The sequence below is a fragment of the Sphingomonas sp. CCH9-F2 genome (assembly GCF_001556735.1).
Classification (GTDB): domain Bacteria; phylum Pseudomonadota; class Alphaproteobacteria; order Sphingomonadales; family Sphingomonadaceae; genus Sphingomonas; species Sphingomonas ginsenosidimutans.
On record NZ_LSJO01000097.1, the window covers coordinates 1 to 5,904 of the forward strand.

At 69.2% G+C, this 5,904-nt stretch carries 6 protein-coding genes; 2 read left to right on the plus strand and 4 right to left on the minus strand.

Annotation, left to right across the window (positions count from 1 at the left end):
* Both AX685_RS02845 and AX685_RS02850 read right to left on the minus strand, forming a co-directional pair.
* Positions 1-661: NAD-dependent deacylase (locus AX685_RS02845; protein ID WP_066485231.1), on the minus strand; the 661-nt coding region annotated here is incomplete at its 3' end.
* Positions 662-892: 231 nt separating this feature from the next.
* Positions 893-1,486: a L,D-transpeptidase family protein gene (locus tag AX685_RS02850; RefSeq protein ID WP_082740473.1), complete on the minus strand. Its 594-nt coding sequence runs from the start codon at positions 1,484-1,486 to the stop codon at positions 893-895.
* Positions 1,487-1,697: 211 nt separating this feature from the next.
* Here AX685_RS02850 and AX685_RS02855 point away from each other — a divergent pair, with 211 nt between their 5' ends.
* A complete protein-coding gene (locus AX685_RS02855) occupies positions 1,698-2,429 on the plus strand; it encodes a murein L,D-transpeptidase catalytic domain family protein (RefSeq protein WP_066485239.1) in 732 nt (243 codons plus the stop codon).
* A 4-nt stretch (positions 2,430-2,433) separates the two neighbouring features.
* Here AX685_RS02855 and AX685_RS02860 read toward each other — a convergent pair whose 3' ends face one another.
* The gene (locus AX685_RS02860; protein WP_066485241.1) at positions 2,434-2,760 is read right to left on the minus strand and encodes a chorismate mutase; all 327 of its coding nucleotides are present in this window, start codon (positions 2,758-2,760) and stop codon (positions 2,434-2,436) included.
* Between the two features lie 184 nt (positions 2,761-2,944).
* Between AX685_RS02860 and rpsD the strand changes: the two genes are divergently transcribed.
* Positions 2,945-3,559, plus strand: a complete 615-nt coding sequence (rpsD, locus tag AX685_RS02865; protein WP_066485242.1) for a 30S ribosomal protein S4 — start codon at positions 2,945-2,947, stop codon at positions 3,557-3,559.
* Between the two features lie 350 nt (positions 3,560-3,909).
* Here the strand turns inward: rpsD and AX685_RS02870 are convergent.
* Positions 3,910-5,904, minus strand: a 1,995-nt coding sequence (locus AX685_RS02870; RefSeq protein WP_231738519.1) for an alpha/beta hydrolase family protein, incomplete at its 5' end; no start/stop codon positions are given.

Below are 5,904 nucleotides of genomic sequence, written 5' to 3' on the forward strand. Positions count from 1 at the left end.
CCCCCGCCGCACCCAGCCGCGTCTCGTCGAACCATGCGCTGCCCGCCGACGGCTCCAGGTTCAGCTCCAGCGTCGCCGCGCCATAGGCGCGCGCGGTCTGGACAAAGCCCGCGGCGGGATAGACCGCGCCCGACGTGCCGATCGACACGAACAGGTCCGCCGCCGCCAGCGCCGCGTCGATCCGCGTCATATGGTACGGCATCTCGCCGAAGAACACGATGTCGGGCCGCAGCGCCTCTGCCCCACACGCATCACAGCGCGTCCCCGGCGGCAACGCCTCGCGCCACGCCCTCCGCGTCCCGCACGCCGCGCACAGCGCGCTGTTCAACTCGCCATGCATATGCAGCATCCGCACCGCACCGGCGCGTTCGTGCAAATCGTCGACATTCTGCGTGACGATCAGCAACTCGCCGCGCCACCCCCGGTCCAGCCGCGCCAGCGCGTCATGCGCCGCATTGGGCACCACCCCCGCCAGCGCCGCGCGCCGCAGGTCGTAGAAGCGGTGCACCAGCGCGGGATCGTCGGCCAGCGCCTCGGGCGTGCACACATCCTCGACGCGATGCCCCTCCCACAATCCGCCCGGCCCGCGGAACGTGGCGATGCCACTCTCAGCGGACACCCCCGCGCCGGTGAGGATGACGATGTTGCGGATACCGATCATCGGCGCATCCTATGCGGTGTGGGCGGACATTCCCACCGCGGAACGCGCGAAAAGGGGAGGTTCACGCAGAGGCGCGGAGGCGCAGAGATGATGGTGCCCCGTGCGAGCGGCAGCTCTTCCCCCGCGAGCGAATGACGAGAGACGCTTCGCGTCAAACGAAACACCTTCGCGTCTCTGCGTCTCTGCGCGAACCAGCTTCTTCTCCGCGCCTCCACCTGAACCCGACAACCCTCACCGGCTCGCCAGCATATCTCCCGCCGCCGCATTCGCACGCGCCACCTCGCCCGCGTCGCTGACCGGCGCGTCCATGCCCGATACATAGGCCATGTCGGTCACCTCCACCGTCGCGCCCAGTTGCGTGATGTCGAACAGCTTCTTGGCGAACGCGGTCGGCAGGCGGATGCAGCCGTGCGACGCGGGGAAGCCGGGGTTGCGCCCGGCGTGCAGCGCCACGCCGTCCCACGTCAGCCGCTGCATGTACGGCATGGCGGCGTCGTCATACAGGTTTGATCGGTGGAACGCCTTTTTCTGCAGGATCGTGAAGCGTCCGGTCGGGGTCGGCTTCTCGTCGGTGCCGGTCGACACCGCCGATGCCGCCACCAGCGTCTGTCCGCGGAACACATAGGCGCGCTGGTCGGGGATGGAGATCAGCACGCTCACCGCCCCCTCGGCCCGCCGGTCGGTCCACAGATAGCGGTTGGGCGCGAGCGCGGCGGCGGCCTCGGTGATCGCCAGACTGTCCATCGCTTCCGCACCGGCGGGGGCGGCGGGAAGGGCAAGGCCGGCAAGGACCGGCACGATCAGGTAACGGGCGAATCGCCGCATCATCGATCCTTTCATGTCCATCACCCGCCGCATCGCCGCGGCGGGCGTCTGACAGGGAAACGCATTACCCGATTTTTGGTGCCCGGCGACGAAACGTTGGGATTCCACGGCCAATGTCCGGAACAGGCCCGCAAGCACCGTGCCAGGTTGCGGATTGTTCACGCCTTTCATGCTATCAGCATCGCCAATGGAGCGGGGAATTGTTGAACCTATGAAATGGTCGCAGGATGCGGTGCCGTCGCGCCGCCACTTGTTGAAGACCGGTGGTGTGCTTGCCGGGGCGCTGATGATCCCCGGTGCTGTTTCCGCCGGGATGCGCCAGCGCAGCATGCCCGAATCGCTGCTGCCGCCGGACGTCTATCCGGGCGCGCATCCGGCCGCCCGCGCGGCGGTCGCGGCGCAGCCGGCGGTACGCGACACGATCGTCGCGCCGGGGGTCAATCGCCAGTTGATGCAACGCGCGATGGCCGCGCTGGAGCGCCACGGCAGCCGCATCGCACGGCATGACCGGATGGCGGTGGCGGACTTTTCCGCCGGGTCCAGCCGCCCGCGCTTCCACCTCATCAACCTGGAAAGCGGGCGCGTCACGTCGAAACTCGTCGCGCACGGCAGCGGGTCGGACCCGGCGCACACCGGCTATGTCCAGCGCTTCTCGAACGCCAACGGCTCCAATGCCTCGTGCGAGGGCGCGTTCCTGACCGACGATTATTATATCGGCAAGCACGGCCGGTCGCAGCGGCTGATCGGGCTGGATCGCACCAACGACAATGCGCTGGACCGCGCGATCGTCGTCCATGCCGCTTGGTATGCCAATCCCGACATGATCTCGCGCCGCGGGATGCTGGGCCGCAGCCAGGGTTGTTTCGCGGTCGGGGAAAAGGATCTGGCGGAGGTGTTCGAACGCCTTGGCCCGGGCCGGATGATCTACGCCGCCAAGGTGTGATGCGCTATCCCGCCCGCCGGTCGAACGCCGCTAGTTCGTAGGCGATCGACGCCTCGACCAGCTGGTCCCACAGCGCCGCGATCGCCTCGCCGGGCAGCCCGGCGGCCTCGGCGGCGGCGCGCGCCTGCGCGATCACCTGCGCCTTGCGCGCTTCGTCGCGCACCGCGCCGCGTGCCGGCTTGATGCGCGCGGCCGCGTCCATATAGTCGAAGCGGCGGCGCAGCAGCGCCACCAGCTCGCGGTCCAGCGCGTCGACGCCGGCGCGCACCTCGGCCATGGTGGTGCAGTCGGCACCTTTGAGGATCGGGTCACCGGGCAGGATCGGGTTCATGCCCGGCTGCTATCCGCCCCGCGCGGCGGCGTCCAGCTTGACTCGCCGCCCCCTCCCGGCTAGGCGCGCCGCTTCGCAATCGCCCCCGCACCCCGGTGAAGCGGCGGGCCTGCTTGTCTCCCCCACAAGACGATGCAGCGCGAAGACCGGGACCAACGTCGTTCGCATATTGCAAGGATACCACATGTCGAAGCGCCACAGCGCCAAGTACAAGCTCGATCGCCGCATGGGCGAGAACATCTGGGGTCGTCCCAAGTCCCCGGTGAACAAGCGCGAATACGGCCCCGGCCAGCACGGCCAGCGCCGCAAGGGCAAGATGTCGGACTTCGGCATCCAGCTGCGCGCCAAGCAGAAGCTGAAGGGCTATTACGGCGACGTGACGGAAAAGCAGTTCCGCCACGCCTATGACGAAGCGTCGCGCATGAAGGGCGATACCTCGCAGAACCTGATCGGCCTGCTCGAGCGTCGTCTCGACATGCTCGTCTATCGCGCCAAGTTCGCGCCGACGATCTTCGCCGCGCGCCAGCTGGTCAGCCATGGCCACATCCGCGTCAACGGCGTGAAGTGCAACGTCGCGTCGCGCCGCGTCAACGTCGGCGACGAAATCTCGCTGGGCAACAAGGCGCAGGAAATGGCGCTGGTCATGGAAGCGCAGCAGCTGGCCGAGCGCGAAGTGCCCGATTACGTCGCGCCCGACGGCAATGCGAAGATCACCTTCGTGCGCGTGCCGACGCTGGACGAGGTCCCCTATCCGGTGAAGATGGAACCGAACCTGGTCGTGGAATTCTATTCGCGCTAACGCGCAGAATGGAATTCGACGACCGGCCGGCCTCGCCACGGCGAGGACCGACGACGCGGCTCCGCCGCGTCGCTACCCGGATCGAGACAGCAAAGGGCGGCCCCGCAACGGGCCGCCCTTTCTGCTTGTGTGCGTCGCACGCCACCGTGCTCCGGCGAAGGCCGAAGCCCTGGGTTGCGAACTGCCACACCGGTCACGCGCCCAGGCCGGATCGACACTCAGGCATACGACCCGTTCGTGCTGAGGAGAGGCTGAGCACCGTCGAAACGGCTCCTAAGGGCAAACGGAGGCGAAGGTCGATACGGGCTGGCCGGGTTCCCCGCCTGCGCCGCGGTAACGCCCCCCGCCCGCTATTGCGCGAACGCCACCTTCAGGAACGCATCGCTCTTCGCCAGCATCTCGGTGCGTGCCGCGGCATCGTCGATCTGGTGGTCCAGCCCGGGGAACACCACCAGCGTCGACTGCTTGCCCGCATCGCGCAGCCTTTTGTCCATCAGCTTCGACTGCGCGACGCCGACGTTCAGGTCGGTGTCGCCGTGGAACATCAGCACCGGCGCCTTGAACCGGTCGGCGTGGCGCGCGGGCGAGCCCTTGGCCACCGCCTCGCCCGATCCGATCTGCTCGGCCACCAGCACGCGGTTGGTGAAGCCGACCGCCTCGCGCTTGGTCGCCGCCAGATCGGTCACCGGCGCGATCGCCACCACCGCGCGGAACAGGTCGGGGTCGATGACATTGGCCTGCAATGCGGCATAGCCGCCATAGGACCAGCCGACGATCCCCAGCTTCTTCGGATCGGCGATCCCCTCCTTCACCAGCCAGCGGCCGGCATCGGCGACGTCGCTGATCGCCTGCTCCCACGAGCGGAAGGCGTTGTTGGCGAACCAGCCGTCGCCATAGCCCGACGATCCGCGATATTGCGGCTGGATCACGGCGTAGCCGGACGCGGCGAAGAACTGCACCAGCCAGTCGAACCCCCATTCGTCGCGGTACGACGGCCCGCCGTGCGGCATCACGATCGCGGGCAGCCCCCTGGCCGCGCCGCCCGGCGGCAGCGTCAGATAGGCGGGCACCATCGTCCCGTCGGCGGCGGGGAAGCGCACCGCCTTCATCTCGCCCATCGCCACGCCGCCCAACGCCGGGCGCGCGCCGACCAGCGCGTCCAGCCGGCGCGTCGCCTTGGTGAAACGGTAATAGGTGCCCGGATCGACGTCGCTGCCCGCGAACACCAGCAGCTGGCTTTCGTCGGCGTTCGCGCCCACGAAGCGGATCAGCGGCGTCCTGGGCAGCGCCCGCGCCAGCGCCGCGGCCAGCTTGCGATAATCCGGGTCGAAATAGTCGGTCTGCCGCCGGTCGGTGACATAGGTGGCGCCGATCACGCGCCCGCGCCGCCCGATCGTCACCACCGATGTCACGTCGACCTCGGGGTTGCTGGCGACCAGCTCGGTCGCCATCGAACCGTCCAGCTTGACGCTGTACAGCGCCAGCCGCCCGTTCAGCCCGCGCGTGGCAAATGCCACGTCGCGCGTCCCGTCGACCGCCAGCGGCTCCAGCGCGTCGTGGCTGTTCGCCCGCGCGCGGCTGAACGGCTGCCAGCCGCCGCCACCGCCGCCCGTCGGGTGGTAGCGATAGATGGTCTCCCCGGTCAGCAGGCCGGTGCCGTCGCGCGGCATCACCTCCTTGATGCGGATGTTGCCCTGGCCGTCGGCGAGGTAATCGGTCGCCTCGCTGTCGGGCCGCTCGACCAGTTGCGCCTTGCCGGTGACCGTATCGACCAGCTCGACGCCCAGCCCGTCGCGCGACCCGGTCCCGCGGATGTTCGACCCGGTGGCGTCCGCTTCGGGGACGAAGTCGCGCGACATCAGCACCCAGCCGTCGCCCGATCGCCAGTCGATGACATTGCCGTCGAACTGGTTGGGGCGCGATGCCAGCCCACGCAGCTTGCGCCCCAGCGGCAGGAGGTGCGTGCCGTCGGCATCGAACCCGACCAGCCGGGTATAGGACACCCGCCGCTCCAGCGCGTCGCTGATCCCGTACAGCTTGCACACGATCCGCGTCGGCGACGACCAGCCGCAACGCACCGGCTGCAATCCGTTGCCGTCGCTCAGACCGATCGGCGTCGTCGCGCCGGTGTCGGCATCGACGATCACGGCGGCATCGCCGCGTGTGCCCATCGACGTCAGGATCGCCACCCGCCGCCCGTCGGGCGACATGCTGATCTGGCGCACGTTCTCGCGCGCGCCGAACCGCTCGGCCAGCGTCTGGGGCTTCGCGGGCGCGTCCTTCGCCGCCGGTGCCTGCGCCCCCGCACCCCACATCGCTGCAGCCGACATCGCCGCGCCCGGCAT